The organism is Methanofollis formosanus (assembly GCF_019633745.1).
GTDB classification, from domain to species: Archaea; Halobacteriota; Methanomicrobia; order Methanomicrobiales; family Methanofollaceae; genus Methanofollis; species Methanofollis formosanus.
Window position 1 is genome coordinate 2060806 of sequence record NZ_CP037968.1, and the last position, 17437, is coordinate 2078242.

Annotated in this window: 8 protein-coding genes; 5 read left to right on the plus strand and 3 right to left on the minus strand. The window is 63.2% G+C overall.

Annotation, left to right across the window (positions count from 1 at the left end):
- Nucleotides 1-28 precede the first annotated feature (28 nt).
- The gene (locus E2N92_RS09435; RefSeq protein ID WP_220680934.1) at nucleotides 29-922 is read right to left on the minus strand and encodes a TIGR00269 family protein; all 894 of its coding nucleotides are present in this window, start codon (nucleotides 920-922) and stop codon (nucleotides 29-31) included.
- A 53-nt stretch (nucleotides 923-975) separates the two neighbouring features.
- On the opposite strand from E2N92_RS09435, the gene E2N92_RS09440 reads away from it, so the two are divergent.
- The 5 genes from E2N92_RS09440 (at nucleotide 976) to E2N92_RS09460 (ending at nucleotide 14620) form a co-directional block, all read left to right on the plus strand.
- Nucleotides 976-1833: a serine/threonine-protein kinase RIO2 gene (locus tag E2N92_RS09440; RefSeq protein WP_220680935.1), complete on the plus strand. Its 858-nt coding sequence runs from the start codon at nucleotides 976-978 to the stop codon at nucleotides 1831-1833.
- Nucleotides 1830-3800, plus strand: a complete 1971-nt coding sequence (locus tag E2N92_RS09445; protein ID WP_220680936.1) for a DUF460 domain-containing protein — start codon at nucleotides 1830-1832, stop codon at nucleotides 3798-3800. The genes E2N92_RS09440 and E2N92_RS09445 overlap by 4 nt, the downstream gene beginning before the upstream one ends.
- Nucleotides 3793-4650, plus strand: coding sequence for a thiamine-phosphate kinase (thiL, locus tag E2N92_RS09450; RefSeq protein WP_220680937.1), 858 nt, complete (start codon nucleotides 3793-3795; stop codon nucleotides 4648-4650). Before E2N92_RS09445 ends, thiL begins: the two co-directional genes overlap by 8 nt.
- Nucleotides 4651-5256: 606 nt before the next feature.
- Entirely contained in the window at nucleotides 5257-13638 is an 8382-nt protein-coding gene (locus E2N92_RS13720; protein WP_220680938.1) for a PKD domain-containing protein, read from the plus strand.
- Nucleotides 13639-13744: 106 nt separating this feature from the next.
- Entirely contained in the window at nucleotides 13745-14620 is an 876-nt protein-coding gene (locus E2N92_RS09460) for a metallophosphoesterase (protein WP_220680939.1), read from the plus strand.
- A 991-nt stretch (nucleotides 14621-15611) separates the two neighbouring features.
- Here E2N92_RS09460 and E2N92_RS09465 read toward each other — a convergent pair.
- A complete protein-coding gene (locus E2N92_RS09465) occupies nucleotides 15612-16460 on the minus strand; it encodes a DNA-3-methyladenine glycosylase family protein (RefSeq protein WP_220680940.1) in 849 nt (282 codons plus the stop codon).
- A 14-nt stretch (nucleotides 16461-16474) separates the two neighbouring features.
- Nucleotides 16475-17395 (minus strand): nitrogenase cofactor biosynthesis protein NifB, encoded by a 921-nt coding sequence (gene nifB, locus E2N92_RS09470; RefSeq protein ID WP_220680941.1) that lies wholly within the window; start codon nucleotides 17393-17395, stop codon nucleotides 16475-16477.
- Between the last annotated feature and the right edge of the window lie 42 nt (nucleotides 17396-17437).

Genomic DNA, 17437 nt, shown 5'->3' on the forward strand with positions numbered 1-17437 from the left:
TACTCCTGTCGGCAGGGGCGAGACCGGTTCATCCTTCCAGCGCCTCCCTGAGCACCTGGCAGGAGCGGCACTCCTCGCCGGCATAGGGTTCGCCGCAGACGTCGCAGATCTTCAGGAGCTCCCCGGCCGTGCCGCAGACCCCGGCGAGTTCTTCGCCCAGGTTTTTGAGCGCGAACCTCGCAGCCGGGTGGCGGAGGGCGTAGTCGTTGAGGAGCGTCCTGACGTCGCCCCTGAGGGCGGTGCTGGAGTACGGACATGCCCCCTCCTCGAAGTGCGCCAGGGTGAGGTGGGCGTACAGGGCGACCTCGCGCTCAGGCACCATGGCGAAGGGCTTGATCCTGGGGACGACCCCGGTCATCGGGCTCTGGCTGCTCAGGAGCCGCGTGGCGTCCCCTCTCAGGACGTTCATCAGCACCGACTGGGCCTCGTCGTCCAGGTTCATCCCGACGGCGAGCCTGGTCGCCCCGAGGTCGCGGGCGGCGGCGTTGAGGCAGTGGCGGCGGAGCACCCCGCAGTAGGTGCAGGAGCGGGTGTCCCCCTTCCGCTCCACGATCCGGTCGGTGGTGGTCCCGAGCATCTCCGCGAAAGAGACGCAGTGCCAGGGGACGCCGTGGCTCTCCGCGATCTCGCGGGCCACGTTCGGGTCGCGGTACCCGGCGATCCCCTCGTCGACGGTGAGGGCGAGGAGGGTGACGTCCCGGCGTTCACCAAAGGTCCTGGCAAGAAAATGGAGAAGAGCGCCGGAGTCTTTTCCGCCGGAGAGGGCGACGGCGATGGTGTCGCCCGATTGTACCCAACGGTGTTTTCTGATCTCGCGCTTCGCCTTCGCCTCCAGATCGGCGATGAAGTGGTCCCGGCAGAGATGGAGACCTGAGTAGCGCTGCCAGATCACCGCCTCCTTCCTGCACTTTGAACATCGCATTGCCCCGACCTGATCAAACTTTATCATCAACCCTGATATAATCTGTAGTACGCATGCCAGTTTCGCCTGAGCAGATGAAGGCTCTGCACAAATACGACCTTACCGTCCTGTATGCACTCGAGCGCCTGATGCAGCGGTACGCCTGGGTGCCCTTCGATATCCTGAAGGGCGCGACCAGACTCTCTGAGTCCGAACTGACGTACCGGCTCGGCCGGCTCATCGAGTGGGACCTGGCCAGGTTTGACTCGGTGCCGTACCCGGGCTATGCTCTCATCTTCGGCGGGTACGACACCATCGCTCTCCAGACGCTCATCAAGAAGGGGTCGGTCTCGGCCCTCGGCCCGCTTATCGGGGTCGGGAAAGAGTCTGAGGTTTACGGGGCCCTCGGACTCGGGCCGGTGGTCCTGAAGTTCCATCATGTGGGGCAGCGTTCTTTCCAGTCGGCCAGGAAAGAGCGGGGGTACATGCCCGACGGCGGCCACTGTCCCTGGATCTTCGCCTCGGCCAGGTCGGCCGAGCGGGAGTACGAGGCTCTCACGCTTCTTTCGCCCGAGGTCTCGGTGCCGGTGCCGATCGACCGGTCCCGCCATGTGGTGGTGATGTCTGAGGTGCAGGGAGTGAACCTGAACCGCTGCATCCTGGAAGAACCGCGGCCGGTCCTCGACGAGATCCTGGAGAATGTCAGGCTCGCCTATGCGAAGGGCGTGATCCATGGCGATCTCTCTGAGTACAATATCATGCACGACGGGGAGCGGGTCTGGCTCATCGACTGGCCGCAGTGGATCGAGACCGAGCACCCGAACGCGGGGGCGATCCTCCGCCGCGACATCGAGAATGTGCTCAAGTTTTTCAAGAAAAAGTACCGGATAGACTATCCCACCGAGGAGGCGGTGGGTGTGGTGGTCGGGTGAAGGTCTTCGGGATCGATATCATCAGGGGTTCGGTCCGTTCCAGGACCGAACGGCCGGTCTATGCCCTGGTCGTGCTTGAGGACGGCGAGGTGGTCGCCACCATGCAGGTGAACGCCTTCCGTCTCTCCAGGCTGATCGCCCGCGACGAGCCCGATATCCTGGCCACCGACTCGGTCCAGGAACTCGCCGTCGACCAGCGTGCCCTGGTCGGCTTCATGCAGACGCTGCCGACGAAGACAGCGCTGGTGCAGGTGACCGGCGGCGAGCGCAAAGAGACGCTCCAGAAGGTGGCCGGGCGCTACAATATTCTGGTCGAGAAGACCGATCCCTTTGCCGAGGCCGGGGCGGCGGCGAGGATCGCGTACCTGGGCGGCGGCGCGGTGGTGGTCGCCTTCGAGAAGACGACCGAGGTCACGGTCTCCCGCCACCGTTCGCCCGGCAAGGGGGGATGGAGCCAGAACCGGTACGTGCGCAAGGTGCACGGGGCGGTGCGGGAGCGGGCCCGCGAGGTGGAGGGGCATCTCGTGGCCGCGGGGTTGCGGTACGAGAAGAGTGAACGGCTTGCCTTCGGGGGGTTCTCGCGGGTGCAGTTCCTGGTCTATGCACCGAGGGACGAGATCCCGGTGCGGACGTACGCGGGGGCCGACGTGCAGGTGCGGGTGCAGGGGAGAAGGCTGGACCGGATCCGGTACGAACCGCTCTCGCGCCGGCCGCGCTATCTCATCGTGGGGATCGATCCGGGCACGACGACCGGGATCGGGGCGGTGACGCTGGAGGGCGAGGTGGTGGAGATCTTCTCGTCCAGGCAGATGGGGCCGGCCGAGATGATCGAGCATATCACGTCGGTGGGAAAGCCCTTGATCATCGCCTCCGATGTCTCGCCGATGCCCGACACCGTCGAGAAGGTGCGGCGGGCCTTCAATGCGGTGGCGTATGTCCCGCCGCAGGACCGCTCGGTGGAGTTAAAGCTCGACCTGACGGCCGGGACCGGGTACGCCAACCCTCACGAACGCGACGCCCTCTCCGCGGCACTGGACGCCTACCGTTCATACAAGAACAAGTTCCAGAACATCGCCAGGCGGGTGCCGCCCGGCTTCGACCTGGACGAGGTGCGGGCCGGGGTGCTGCGGGGGCGGTCCATCGATATCGTGCTCACCGACCTCTCGGGACGGCAGCAGGCGGCCGGGCCCGAGGAGGAGGCCGCACCCCCGCCTGAGGAACCGACCGAGCGGGACGAACGCAGCGAGCGGATCACGCACCTGGAGCGGACGGCGAGGCGGCTGCGCGAGTTCGTGCAGGAACTCGAAGAGGGGATCGGCGAGAAAGATGCCGAGATCACGCGCTTGAAGCGCCAGATCAGGCGCGAGCGGTCGGACCGATCGAAGGTGCTCCTGCGGGATGCGGAGATAGGGAAGAGGGACGCGCAGATCGCGGCACTCAAAAAGCGGCTCAGGAAAGAAGAGAAGAGGAACAAGAGCCTGAAAAAACGGATCGAGCAGATGCGCCGGGTCGAGGAGCTCCAGATCGGCGAGGGACAGGCGGCGGTGAAGGCGCTCGACTCGCTCACCCACGATGCGCTGCGGGCGCTGGAGGCCGAACTGGGGGTCGGCGAGGAGGACGTGGTCTCGGTGCGGACGACCGGCGGGTGGGGCCGGAGCGTGGTGAAGGACCTGGCCGCGAGGCAGGTGCGGGCGGTGGCGGTGCCCGGCGACTCCCTCGACGAGCAGGACCCCCACCTCATCGCCGAGGCGCTGGTCGCCGGGCTCCCGCTGGTCCCGGCCGGTACGGTGGGGCTGCGGCTGATGGGCCGGATCGGGACGGTCGAGGAGGAGCGTCTGGCCGCGGCCCTGGAGGCCTGGGCCGGACGGGTCGAGGCGCGTGAGCGGGAGAAGAAGGCGGCGATGCTCAACCAGGTCTTCAAGGAGTACCGGACCGAGCGGGAGAAGGAGGTGCGCCGCCGTGGATGAGCGCGGACTGATCAGGGCCATCTCGACCATCCTCCCCGGCGGGGCGACGGCAGACGACTGTGCGGTGCTCCCGCACGGCGGCGAACTTCTTCTTCTCTCGACCGACATGCTCCACGAGACGACCGACTTCCCGGTCGGGATGACCGACGCGGAGATCGGGTGGATGGCGGCGGCGGTGACCATCTCAGACATCGCGGGGATGGGGGCGCGGCCGCTCGCCCTCCTCCTCGCGGCCGGACTCGACCGGCCCGAACGGCTTGCCGGGATCACGGAGGGGGCGGCGCGGTGCTGCCGCACCTACGACGCCTCTCTTGTCGGCGGGGACACCGACGCCCACACCGAACTGACCCTCGTCTCCACCGGCCTCGGTGCGGCTGAGCAGGTGGTGCGACGACGGGGCGCCCGCGTCGGCGACCTCGTCTGCGTCACCGGCTACCTGGGCGGGGCGCAGGCGGCGCTCTCCGGGTACGACGATTGCTGGCAGCGGCTCATCGCCCCGCAGCCGCGGGTGGCCGAGGGCATCGCCCTCAATGCCGCGGGGGCGACGGCGATGATGGACATCTCAGACGGCCTCGCGATGTCGCTCCACGACCTCCTGGGCGTGAACGAGTGCGGGTTTGCGGTGGAGAGCGACCGTCTTCCCCGACCCGCGGGAGTGCCCGAGGCCGAAGGCCGGGCGTTCGCCATCTCCGGCGGCGGCGACTTCGAACTCCTCTTCACCATCCCGCCTGAAAAGTTCCCGGTGGCCGGGGTGGAGGCGACGGCGATCGGGCGGGTCGTCGCGGAGCGCGGTGTGTGGGCCGACGGGGCGCCTCTGCCGGCGGAAGGGTATATGCACCGGTGGGAGTGAGGGGGGCCCTCTTTTCCGGGCGTGCCGTTTCACCTGAAGGATTCATCAACTGATGAAAATTGGCGGTGGATCGCATCTCGTCTTCACGATCATCTCTCTGAGCAGATTTCCCGGCCCTATCTTCATGCCGGGAATCCGGGGGCATCGCCCCCGGCACCGATGTCCGGGAAGGCGTGATGATCGATCAGGCGTGCAACCCCCGATTGCACGATCGTTCCTGCCGTCTCGCGAGGAGATGGGGCGGGTGCGGGTGCGGCGATGGAACACGATCCCCATCGGTTCTTCAGTCTTGAAAAGAGCGATCAAGCGACGAGAAATGTTCATCCCGTATGCTTGAGCCCGACGTTCATGCCGAATTCTGCAATGCTACAAGACGAGATTTTCATCAGGGGTATGTGCGCCCCGGGTTCATGCCTGAATCTCCAGCACTATAATAAACTCCCGGTCAGGCTAAAAGCGACATTTCCTGCTGCCCATCCCGGCATCTGCCCCGCACAGGGCGTCATCAAAACGGAGGAACCAACGTTTTCCCAGAGGAATTTATAACTCTTCTATGGTCGTGAAAATCAATATATTATATATTGGGACCTCGAACAGATCGAAAATATGATATATTTATTCTTAATTATAATTACTCATTGGGATCCATCCCTTTTTCAGGAGGTTCTTATCACGATCAAACAGTTCATCTTCAAGCAATCCACAGACCACAGAACCAGACGCATATTTCTCATCGGCATCGTCCTGCTCGCCCTCGCGCTCGCCTCCCCCCCTGCGGCGGCCGCCGAGGTGACAGTCAACCCCGGCGATAGCATCCAGACAGCGGTCAAGAACGCCGCCGCCGGCGACGTCATCCTCATACGCCCCGGCACCTATGTCGAGAGCGTGACGGTGAACAAACGCCTCACCCTCAGGGGCGAGGCGGGCGCGACGGTGAACGGCGGGATCACGATCATCGCCGACGGTGCAACAATCGAGGGCCTCGCCGTGAACGGGGCTGCGGGTTCCAGGGCCATCGATGTCAACTGGGTCATCGACGCCGTGGTGCGGGGGTGCACGGTCTCCGGCGGCAAATACGGGATCTATATCGAATCGGCGCCGAACTGCACCGTGGAGGGGTGCACACTGGACGACACTATTACATACATTGGCATCAACCTCTTCGGGTCAGGCCAGTGCCGGATCCTGGACAACCAGTTGAGCGGGAGCGGACCTATCGGGATCACACTCGGGGATTGCCCCGACTGCATCATCTCCGGGAACACCGTCCAGGACAGTGATTTTGCAGGCATTAAACTCCAGAGCGGGTGCCAGGGCTCTGTGATCGTCGCCAACACCCTCTCCAACACCCCCAGTGGAATCGAGGTCATGGATTGCACCGGCCAGACCACCGTCCTGAGGGACAACACCATCGTTGGAGCCAGAGACGAGGGAGTCTTCCTGGCGGATACGGACTCTCTCATCGTCGAGAATATCACGGTGAGAGGCGGGGGCTATGGGGTCCGCCTCTCCTCTGTCGATACTATCACGCTCGCCAACAGCACCATCACCGGGGTGAGTACCGGACTTTATGTCGAGAGTACTACAACAGACTCCCTCATCGCAAACAACCTCTTCAACAACACGAAAAACATCAAGGTCGAGGCCAAAATCACCATGACCGGCACCCGCTGGAACACGACGAAGACCGCCGGTGAAAACATCCGCGGCGGTTCTTTCATCGGCGGCAACCTCTGGCTGACGCCTGCGGGCACCGGTTTCTCCCAGACCCATGCCGACCTCGACCTCGACGGGATCTGCGACGAGGGCTATGCGATCGCGGATAATGATGGAAAGCTCGTCGGCACCGATTGTCTCCCGCTCCAGAACGGCGGGCCGTCGGCGGCCTTCACCGTCACCTCCCCGGTTTTCATGCCCGGCGTGCCGGTCACCTTTAACGACACTTCCGTGGGCGCTCCTACCTCGTGGTCGTGGACGTTCGGCGACGAGACGCTGACCACCAGGAACGTCACCCGCACCTACGATACCGCGGGCACCTACCTGGCGAACCTCACCGTCGCCAACGCCCTCGGCACGAACACCACGACCCGCACCGTCACCATCGAGCCCTTCTCCATCCAGGGTGCGGTGGACATCGCCTCCGAAGGCGACGTCGTCCTCGTCCCGGCCGGCACCTATGACGAGATCGTGACGGTGGACAAACGCCTCACCCTCCGGGGGAGTGCGGGCGCGACGGTGAACGGCAGCATCACCGTCACCGCCGACGGTACGACGGTCGAGCACCTCACCGTGAACGGGGCCGGGGGCTCCACGTCTATCTCTGTCACCGGGGCCGCCGACGCCGTGGTGCGGGGGTGCATGGTCTCCGGCGGGTACGACGGGATCTCTCTCAAATCTGCAGGTCAGTCCCGGATCCTGGACAACCAGGTGACCGGGTGTGGACATTACGGGGTCACCCTGGAGAAGTGCCCGGACTGTACCATCTCCGGGAACTTCGTTCAGAACTGTAATAACAACGGGATTCGGCTCTATGATGGGTGCCATGGCTCTGTTGTCGAATCCAACACCTGCTCCGGCAATCGCGGGGGGTTCAGCGTCAGCGGGTGCGAAGGGAAGACCACCGTCCTGAGGGACAATACCGTCCTCGAAGACGGGGACATGGCGGTCCACCTGCGGTATGTGAACTCCGTCATCGTCGAGAACGTCACGGCACGGGGCGGGCAGTACGGTGTTGCCCTCGCCAATGTCGAGGATCTCACCCTCACCAACAGCACATTCGCCGGTTTCACCAGTTCAGGGCTGTATTTTTACTATGACTACTACGTGAAGGACTCCCTCATCGCAAACAACCACTTCAACAACACAATGAACATCTTGATCCACCGCACCTCCAGTCTGACCAACGTCAGCTGGAACACGACGAAGACCGAAGGCACAAACATCCGCGGCGGCCCGTACCTCGGCGGCAACCTCTGGCTGACACCGAAAGGAACAGGGTTCTCCCAGACCCGCGCCGACCTCGACCTCGACGGGATCTGCGACGATGCCTGTGCGATCAAAAACGCCGTAGCAGTTATCGTCGGCACCGACTATCTCCCGCTCCAGAACGGGGGTCCGTCGGCGAACTTCACCATCACGCCGTCGAGCGCGATGACCGGCGTACCGGTCGCCTTCAACGACACCTCGTTGAGCACGCCGACTTCGTGGTTGTGGACGTTCGACGGGAAGACGGAGACCACCCGGAACGTCACCCGCACCTACCCTGCCGAGGGCACCCACCAGGTGACCCTGACGGTCAAAAACGAGTTTGGCACGAACACCACGACCCGCACGTTCGACGTCGCCCCCTACACCATCCAGGGTGCGGTGAACGCCGCCTCCGAAGGCGACGTTGTCCTCGTCCCGGCCGGCACCTATACCGAGACCGTGACGGTAGACAAAAACATCACCCTGCGGGGGAGCGAGAATGCGGTCCTCAACGGCAGGATCACGATCACCACCGGTGCCGACGGTGCGACCGTCGAAAACCTCACCGTGAACGGGGTTAAGGACCTCTCGACCATCGGCCTCTCCAAGGTCAGCGGGTGCACGGTCAGGTACAACACCGTGACCGGCGGGTCCTACGGGATCTTTCTTGGTTCTCAGTGTTCGGACTGTCTGGTCTCGGACAATCGCGTTGAGGATTGTAGTCTGAGTGAAATTGCCTTCTCCAGCTGCGGTTCAGGAAACGAGATCGTTGCCAACACCTGTTCAGGTGGGGATTACGGTTTCAGTGTTCAGTTTTGCACGGGAGCGTCAAACGCCCTGCGGGATAACATCGCCCTCGATACAAACGGGATCGAGTTGTATAATCCCGGTTCCGTCATCATCGAGAATCTCACGACGGACGGAGGTTCCTGGGGCGTCACCCACTATGGAGACGGAGACCTCACGCTCACCAACAGCACCATCGCCGGGGCCCGCACGGGACTGCTATTCTGGGGTGGTTCCTGTCTGGATCACGCGCTCATCGCAAACAACCGCTTCAACGTCACAGCGAACGTCGATATCAAGTCCGGCGCCAAAATGGCCAACGTCCGCTGGAACACGACGAAGACCTTCGGGAAAAACATCGGCGGCGGCCCGTACCTTGGCGGCAACCTCTGGCTGACGCCTGCGGGCGTCGGGTTTTCGGAGACCCACTTCGACCGCAATGGCGACGGAATCTGCGACGAGGGCTACGACCTCGGTGCGGGCTGCATCGATTCCCTCCCGCTCCACACCTGCCTCCCGACCGCGAACTTCACCTTCGCACCCGCCGGCGGCAGCACCCCGCTCGAGGTGCAGTTCGCCGACACTTCCTCGGGCGTCAAACCCCGCACCTATCGCTGGGACTTCGGGGACAACACTCCCGCGGTTGATTTCGTCCACCCCTCCCACACCTTCACAACCAACGGCACCCACCAGGTCAGCCTGACGGTCACGAACGACTTCGGGAGCGACACGACGACAAAGACGGTCACCGCCCTCGACCTGCCGGTGGCGGTCGTCTCCGCAAACCTGACGGAAGGCAACGCCCCGCTGACCGTGCAGTTCACCGACGCCTCGACGGGGTGCGTCTTCACCCGCCTCTGGGACTTCGACGACAGGACGAACGCCACTGCTGCTGTGGTCTCGCACACCTTCGAGATGGCCGGCACCTACAACGTCATCCTCAACGCGAGCAACCCCTACGCCTCCAATGAGACGGCGGTGACGGTCGTGGTGCACGAAGCGCCGGAGGCGAACTTCACCTTCACCCCCGCGGCAGGGAACACTCCGCTGACGGTGACCTTCAACGAGACCTCGACTGGCGACATCGACACCTGGGCGTGGGACTTCGGCGACGGCACCCCGGCCGGATCTGGCCGGAACGTCACCCATACCTTCGATACGAAAGGCACGTTCCCGGTGATCCTGACCGCGAGCAATGCCTTCGGATCGAACGCCACGACCAGGACGGTGACGGTGCACGAAGCACCGGCGGCCGGTTTCGATCTGAACATCTCCGAGGGCAACGACCCGCTGACCGTGCTCGTCACCAACACCTCGACCGGCGACTTCACGAAGTGTGTCCTGGACTTCGGCGACGGTTCCGGGGAGGTTGAGATGACCGGAGAGACGGCCACCCACACCTTCGCTGGACCCGACACCTACACGGTTACCCTCAACGCGAGCAACGCGTACGGGTTCAATATCACCACCTCCACGGTGACGGTGCACGAAGCACCGGAGGCAAACTTCACACAGAGCACTGGGGATGGGAATGCACCTCTTGAGGTTGCCTTCACTGATGGATCGACTGGCAACGTGACCTCATGGGCGTGGGACTTCGGCGACGGCAACGTCTCTACTGTACAGAGTCCCTCTCATGAGTATGTGACACCCGGGACGTACACCGTCCACTTGAACGCCAGCAACGCGTACGGGTTCAGCCTCTCTGATTCGACAGTGAACGTCCTCGCCCCACCGACGGCGAACTTCACACAGAGCGCTGAGGAAGGCAACGCCCCGCTGACCGTGGTGTTCACCGATGGATCGACCGGCAACGTGACGGCGTGGCAGTGGGACTTCGGTGACGGGAATGTTTCGACCGAACAAAGTCCGTCACACAAGTATGTGACGCCGGGAACGTACACTGTCCACCTGAACGCGAGCAACGCGTATGGGTTCAGCCTCTCAGAGTCCAGCGTCAGGATCCTCCCACCGCCGAAGGCAAATTTCACTCAGAGCGTTGCGGAAGGCAACGCTCCTCTTGAGGTTGCCTTCACCGACACGTCGGCGGGCAACGTGACCTCGTGGCGGTGGGACTTCGGCGACGGCAACATCTCGACCGAGCAGAACCCCTCGCACGAGTACGTGACCGCCGGGACATACACCGTCCTCCTGAACGCGAGCAACGCGTACGGTTTCAGCCTCTCTGAGTCCGGCGTGAAGATCCTTTCACCACCGAAAGCAAACTTCACAAAGAGCGCCGGGGAAGGCAACGCACCTCTTGCGGTTGCGTTCACCGACGCGTCAATGGGCAACGTCACGGCCTGGCAGTGGGACTTCGGGGATGGAAACGTCTCGACCGAGCAGATCCCGTCGCACGAGTACGTGACGCCAGGGACGTACACCGTCCGTTTGAACGCGAGCAACGCGTACGGCTTCAGTATCTCTGAATCCAGCGTGAAGATCCTCGCCCCGCCGCAGGCAAATTTCACTCAGAGCGTTGCGGAAGGCAACGCACCTCTTGAGGTCACCTTCACCGACGCCTCGACTGGAAACGTCACCGCATGGAAATGGGACTTCGGCGACGGGAATGTCTCGACCGAACAGAGTCCTTCTCATGAATATGTGACACCCGGCACCTACACCATTCACCTGAACGCGAGCAACGCGTATGGGTTCAGTCTATCTGATTCAACCGTTCACATCCTCCCGCCGCCAAAGGCGAACTTCACGCAGAGCGCTGACGAGGGGAATGCACCTCTTGAGGTCACCTTCACCGACGCCTCCATCGGCAACGTCACCTCATGGGAGTGGGACTTCGGGGATGGAAACGTCTCGACCGAGCAGATCCCGTCGCACGAGTACGTGACGCCAGGGACGTACACCGTCCAGTTGAACGCGAGCAACGCGTACGGCTTCAGCCTTTCTGACTCGACCGTGAAGATCCTGCCCCCGCCGCAGGCAAATTTCACTCAGAGCGTTGCGGAAGGCAACGCACCTCTTGAGGTCACCTTCACCGACGGATCAACAGGCAACGTGACCGCATGGGCATGGGACTTCGGTGACGGCAACGTCTCGACTGAAGAGAACCCCTCGCACGAGTACGTGACGCCGGGGACGTACCCCGTCGTGCTGAACGCGAGCAACGTGTACGGATTCAGCCTCTCAGAGTCCAGCGTCAAGATCCTCCCACCACCGAAGGCGAACTTCACGCAGAGTGCGGACGAGGGCAACGCACCTCTTGCGGTTGCGTTCACCGACGCCTCGACAGGCAACGTCACCTCATGGAAATGGAACTTTGGTGACGGGAACGGCTCGACCGAAGAGAATCCTTCTCATGAGTACGTGACACCCGGCACCTACACCGTCCAGTTAAACGCAAGCAACTCGTACGGCTTCAGCCTCTCTGAGTTCAGCGTGAAGATCCTGCCCCCGCCGAAGGCAAACTTCACACAGAGCGCCGGGGAAGGGAACGCGCCTCTTGCGGTTACCTTCACCGACGCGTCCACCGGTAACGTCACCGCATGGAAATGGGACTTCGGTGACGGGAACGTCTCGACCGAAGAGAATCCATCGCACGAGTACGTGACGCCGGGGACGTACCCCGTCGTGCTGAACGCAAGCAACGCGTACGGGTTCAGTCTATCTGATTCAACAGTTCGCATCCTCGCCCCACCAGCAGCGAACTTTACGCAGAGTGCTGAAGAAGGGAACGCGCCTCTTGCGGTTACCTTCACCGACGCGTCCACCGGCAACGTCACCGCATGGAAATGGGACTTCGGCGACGGCAATGTCTCAACTGAAGAGAATCCTTCTCATGAGTACGTGACGCCCAGCACCTACACCGTCCGCCTGAACGCAAGCAACCTGTACGGCTTCAGCCTCTCTGAGTCCAGTGTGACGATCCTCCCACCGCCGCAGGCGAACTTCACGCAGAGCGCGGGCGAAGGCAACGCACCGCTGGGGGTCGAGTTCACTGATGGATCGACGGGCAACGTGACCGCATGGCAGTGGGACTTCGGCGATGGGAATATTTCGACCAAGCAGAACCCCTCGCACGAGTACGTGACGCCGGGGACGTACCCCGTCCTGTTGAACGCAAGCAACGCGTACGGGTTCAGCCTCTCTGAGTCCGGCGTGACGATCCTCACCCCGCCGAAGGCGAACTTCACACAGAGCGCGGACGAGGGGGATGCTCCGCTGGTAGTCGAGTTCACTGATGGATCGACTGGCAACGTGACCGCATGGCAGTGGGACTTCGGCGACGGCAACGTCTCGACCGAAGAGAACCCCTCGCACGAGTACGTGACACCCAGCACCTACACCGTTCACCTGAACGCAAGCAATGCGTACGGGTTCAGTCTCACAGAGTCCACCGTGACCGTCCTCCAACCGCCCGTCGCCCGGTTCGGCAGCAGGACCGGTTTTGAGGGCCACTCCCTGCAGGTCGCCTTCACCGACCGTTCGACCGGGAACATCACCGCGTGGGAGTGGGCGTTCGGCGACGGCACCACCTCGACCGAAGAGAACCCGGTCCACACCTATGCGGAGTTCGGCACCTACAATGTCACCCTGAGCGTGCGGAACGCCTACGACGCAAACGCCACCACCGCCGCCGTCACCCTCACCGCTCCCTCCTCCCATGGCGGCCGCTCGCCCGCGTCGGCCGGTGCGGCAAGCAATATCCCGGCCGGCGGCCACGCCTCCTTCGGGGTGCGTGAATCGGCGATCCATGAGGTGACGGTGACCGCCGCTGAAGCGGTCTCGCACGTCTTGGTCACCGTCGAACCGACCGCAAAGCCGAACCGTGTCGAGGCCCCGGCCGCGGCGGTGTACGAGTACGACCAGGTGACGCTGTACCACACCACCGACGAGGCTCTTGCCGGCGCCGACCTCGACTTCACCGTTCCGAAGACATGGCTCGATGAGCAGGGCGCCGGCCCGGAGAGCGTGGTGCTGTACCGCTACCACGACGGCGCGTGGCACGCCCTCCCGACCAGCATCGTCGGCGAGGACGAGCACGGGTACTCCTTCTCTGCCGAGAGTCAGGGCTTCGCGCTCTTTGCGATTGGGGCAGACGGCACAGGTGTGCATCCCTCTGCAGGCACGAACGTCACCCGACCGACCCCTGACATCGCTGAACCGGTGACGACCGCTGCCACCCCGGCCACCACCCCGCAACAGCAGAGCCCCCTGCCCTGGTGGCTGGCGGCCGTTGCCGCCGGCGCCGCCGTCTCCCTTAGGCGCCGCAGGTGAGGGAGAAAACTCTTCTTTCTCTCATTTTTACCGGGTTTATCGCACTGCAGGAGCACATCCCCGGCAATCCTTATCCTCCCTGCCGCCCACCGATCAGGAACACACCATGGTCAGACGCACCCGCATCGCCCTCATGGCAACGCTCATCGCCCTCATTGCCTTCCCTGTGGCCTTCGTCCTCACGGCCTCGGCCGAGGCGGAGAGCCTCACGGTCACGCGTCTTCAGGTCGAGGGGGTGCCGGGCACGATCGTCTTCGTCGCCGATCTCCACCTCAGAGAAGAGACGGCCCCGCTGATCGAGCGGGTGGTCGAGGAGGTGAACGCTCTCGACGCCTCCCTGGTACTCATCGGAGGGGACTGCATCTCTTCGGGGCGGCAGGACTTCCCGTACCTCGACCTTCTGGCCGGGATCGAGGCACCGGCCTATGCAGTCCTCGGCAACCACGACTACGGGCGCTCCACCCGTGACCTTGACGAGACTGCCCTCGCAGAGGTGAACCCCACCGTCGGAGGCTACGACCTCTCCCCCCTCGACGACGGCGAGGCCGACACCACCCTTGCCGACGCCGTCGCCGGACGACTCGAGGCGGCCGGGGTGAAGGTGCTGCGAAACGAGTATGCGGTGGAAGAGATCGACGGCCGGCGCCTCCTCATCGTCGGCCTCGACGACGCCCTTGCCGGGAGGACGGCGTGCCCCGACGAACTGCCCGCCGCCGACTATACCGTCCTCCTCCTCCATGAACCAGAATACCGTGCGGCATGGGACGGCGACCTCCTCCTCTGCGGCCATACGCACGGCGGGCAGATCGACCTTCCCATCCTCGGCAAACCCGCGGCATGGCTCGGCCACTGGCCCTTTGCCGGGCGGCTGGACGAAGGGGACCGGACGCTCTATATCGGCCGCGGGCTCGGGACCACGCCGTTCCTCGGGATGAGTTTAAGGTACAACTGCCCGCCTGAGATCACGGTCATTGAGGCATAGCGGTACGTCATCACCGAAATGTTGGATGTTTGGCTTTGTGGCTCTGTAGAAACCATTTTCTTTTCATCACCTCACCCCCCCGGTGAACTGAATCCATCGCCTTCCCTCATGCTCACGCTCGGGGGGAGCGTCCCCGAGACCCCCGGGATAGGAGCGGGAAGGCTGAGAAGTGGCGATGAAGAGGGGGGTGCCGTCCACCGCCCATCGATCGCGCGGGGGGTTGCTGGGGGCGGCAAGCCCCCCGTCGAAGAGAACTATCAGGAGGATTTCTACAGAGCCGGTTTTGTAGAATTGCCCATGAACCCCGGGCTCAAGCATACGCGGTTGAATATTTCTCGTCGCTTGCTCTCTCTCTTTTCAAGACAGGAGAATCGGTGGGGATCGTGTTCCATGGCCGCCCCTCGGCTATCTTCATCGTGGGGGCCTGAGATCGGCACCGGGCATGAGGGATCGAGCGGTTGCGATCCCGGTTCAGTCGATTTTATCTCTCATGAGAGAAGAGAGAGTGAAGTAGATGCCGGGACTGGCGGTCCGGGACGCCCCGAGATGTCTCTTGCAGCAAACTCTTCTGTTTTACAGCCGTTTGCGGCAGTTTGCGGAAGGTGCCGCCACTCAACGGGCGGCGTGGCGGGGATTGATCCGCTTTTTCTCTGTCAGAAGTCGAGATCGTGGATCAGTTACAACATTTCGGGTTTCGCACACACCCACCCACCCGCAGACCCATGCGTACCCGCTACCGGGTGGGTGTGGGTTTTGCTGTAATATAGTACTAAGAGAGAGACGCGTCTCTCTATCTGTACTAGTACTGTACGATCGAACACCTCTCCTCGCCCTTTGATCTTCGCGGCACCTGCTGAAATTCTGCTGAAAACCTGCTGCAATGTTGTAAACGTCGTCGGCGATCCTGACCGCTGCCCCTGACTCCCGGGATGACGAGGGGGTCGGGAATCGTCCGGCTTCGTTCCCGTGGCGACCTTCTGTTCCCGACATCCTACCGGTCGTCTTCCCGGACACAGTAGAGATACTCCTGCGCCCACCCGGCGTACCGCCCGAAGTGCCGGCGGGCAAAGGAGGCGATCTCCTCGTATTCCTTAGGGCTCATCCCACCGCTCTCATTGAGGTGGGGGAGGTAGGCGCGGCGCATGATCCGTCTGATCCAGACGTCCACCGGAAAGGCCTCGTACTGCTGGAAGGCGAAGAGGAGGATACAGTCCGCGGCCTTCGGGCCGACGCCCGGGAAGCGGAGGAGTTCGGTCTTTGCCTCCGGGTACGGGAGGCCGGCGAGCCGCGCCGCCCAGTCCGGATCGTCCGCACACATCCGTGCGGTCGTGCAGATATAGGGCGCCCGGTACCCGAGGACGCATGCCCTGAGGGCGTCCTCGCTGCAGGGCGCGAGGGCCGCCGCGTCCGGGAAGGCGTGGGCCCCGCCGGGAAGAGGCGTGCCGTACCGCTCCGAGAGAAGACGGACCCGTTTTTTGACCGTCGGGATGTTGGTGTTGGTGGCGCAGATATAGGAGATGAGAGTCTCGAAGGGCTCCTGCCTGAGCAGGCGCAGGCCGGTGCAGGAGGCGACCGCCCGGTGGATTGTCGGGTCGGTGTCGATGGAGGCAAGGATCTCGTTCAGGTCGAGGTCGAGGGCGAAGTAGTCGGTGACGAACGCCTCGTCCGCCCCAGAGAAAGAGAGTGTCTCTCCGTCCTGCCGGATCCTGACCGCCCGGCCCCGCGCCGTGCCCGACCAGGTGCCGTCCGCACCCTTCTCCCACCGGAACGCCTGCCCGCACCCGAGCGTGGCGTCGAGGTCGAAGGGCGTGTCGGCATCGAGGACGATGGAATCGTTCATCAGAAAAAAAGGAGTTATTCTTTGCTCTCGCCGCAGCCGCTCTCGCCGCAATAGATCCGCGACTGCACGTCGTGCCCGAGCCTCCCGATGGCGTCGGAGCGGCAGCGTGCGCAGTGGCGCATCTGTTTGATGAAGGGAGCGCACCGGTCCTGCATCGCCCGCTTCTCCGTCGGTGTCGGGGGGGTGATGTGGGCCAGTTTATACTGCGGGATGAGCGGGATGAGGTTGAAGGAGAAGGCACCGAGTTCCCCGACTTTCTTTGCGATCGCCGGGATGTGCTCGTCGTTGATGCCGGGGATGTAGACGCAGTTGACCTTCACGAACATCTTGCGCTCGACCGCCATCCTGATCCCCTCAAGCTGCTGTTCGAGGAGGACCTCCGCGGCTTCCCGCCCGGTATAGTGGGTGCCGCGATAGTTCACATATGAATAGATCTGCTCGCCGATCGCCGGGTCGATGGCATTGAGGGTGACCGTGACATTGCCGACATCGTACTTCTGGAGTTCGTCGATCGAGTCGGGAAGGAGGAGGCCGTTTGTCGAGAGGCACATGATCAGGTGGGGGAAAGCTTCATGGACCAACCGGAGGGTCTCGAAGGTCTCGGGGTTTGCGAGGGGTTCGCCCGGACCCGCGATCCCGATCACCTTCACGTACGGGAACTGGTCCATCACCTTCTTCACCAGGTCAAGGGCCTCGTCCGGTTTCACCACCCTGGAGGTCACCCCGGGCCTGCTCTCGTTCACACAGTCGAAGTCCCGGATGCAGTAGTTGCACTGGATGTTGCACTTCGGTGCGACCGGCAGGTGACAGCGCCCGCAGGTGTGGTGGGCCTTTTCACTGTAACAGGGGTGTTCCTGGACCTTCCGGAGCTGTTCCGGGTCGTAGGGCACCTCCTGCCCCTCGACATTTGCGTTCCTGTATCCTTCGTCGGCCATGTCAAACAAATCACATATCTCTCCGTCTCTATATTACAGTTC

What these genes read in the sequence shown, in the direction of transcription:
- E2N92_RS09435 (WP_220680934.1), bottom strand. Translation starts at nt 922, where the DNA reads ATGCGATGTTCAAAGTGCAGGAAGGAGGCGGTGATCTGGCAGCGCTAC.
- E2N92_RS09440 (WP_220680935.1), top strand. Translation starts at nt 976, where the DNA reads ATGCCAGTTTCGCCTGAGCAGATGAAGGCTCTGCACAAATACGACCTT.
- E2N92_RS13720 (WP_220680938.1), top strand. Translation starts at nt 5,257, where the DNA reads ATGATATATTTATTCTTAATTATAATTACTCATTGGGATCCATCCCTT.
- E2N92_RS09460 (WP_220680939.1), top strand. Translation starts at nt 13,745, where the DNA reads ATGGTCAGACGCACCCGCATCGCCCTCATGGCAACGCTCATCGCCCTC.
- E2N92_RS09465 (WP_220680940.1), bottom strand. Translation starts at nt 16,460, where the DNA reads ATGAACGATTCCATCGTCCTCGATGCCGACACGCCCTTCGACCTCGAC.
- nifB (WP_220680941.1), bottom strand. Translation starts at nt 17,395, where the DNA reads ATGGCCGACGAAGGATACAGGAACGCAAATGTCGAGGGGCAGGAGGTG.